The 850-nt window shown below is 59.6% G+C and carries 1 protein-coding gene; it reads left to right on the forward strand.

Annotated features, from left to right (window positions below; translation table 11 throughout):
• Positions 1–850: Y-family DNA polymerase (locus tag GKA01_RS13530; protein WP_146864162.1), on the forward strand; the 850-nt coding region annotated here is incomplete at both ends.

Genomic DNA, 850 nt, shown 5'->3' on the forward strand with positions numbered 1-850 from the left:
GTCTGGTACTCGTCCAATTATGCGCTGTATGCCGACATGTCGCGGCGGATGTACCAGGTTCTGTCCGAGCGGGTTCCGGCCGTCGAACCGTACTCGATCGATGAAATGTTTCTCGATCTGAGCAATCTCCCCGGCAGCCTGTACGACCGCTGCCGCCAGTTGCGTCGGGACGTGCTCGACCATGCAAAGATCCCGACCTGTGTAGGATGGGGCCCGACCAAGACGATTGCCAAGCTGGCGAATGGTCTTGCGAAGGATCATCCGCATCTGGATGGTCTGTGCGACCTGATGGATCCGTTCGTACGCCAGGACTGGTATCGCCGCACGGGGATCGAGGAAGTCTGGGGGATTGGCCGGCAGACAAAACAGAAGCTCCAGGACAGAGGCATCGAGACGATTGCGGATTTCGTGGCACTTGATGCAAAGAGCGTTCAGCACATGCTGACGGTTGTGGGTGGCCGCGTTCAGGCGGAACTGCGCGGGCAATCCTGCCTGCCTCTGCCCGACATTGCCGCTATCCGCAAAAGCATCGCCTCAACCCGGACATTCGGTCGTCTGTTGCTGAAATGGGAAGAGATCCGCGAAGCCATTGCGCATTATGCTACGCGCGCCGCGGAGAAGCTGCGGGAGGAGGGACTGGAAGCAGCACATCTCTCCGTCCCGATGCAGACCAATCCTCACGATGGCGACCCCTGGTACGCCAAACACGCAGCCGTCTCGATCGAGCCTACGTCCGATGCCAAAGATCTGATCCGTCATGCGACAGAACTCGGCCGCACCATCTGGATTCCGAGATACCGCTACTTCAAAGCAGGCGTCATCCTGTCGGACCTGCGCCCTGCTGGCAGTC

The sequence above is a fragment of the Gluconobacter kanchanaburiensis NBRC 103587 genome (genome assembly GCF_007988905.1).
GTDB lineage: Bacteria > Pseudomonadota > Alphaproteobacteria > Acetobacterales > Acetobacteraceae > Gluconobacter > Gluconobacter kanchanaburiensis.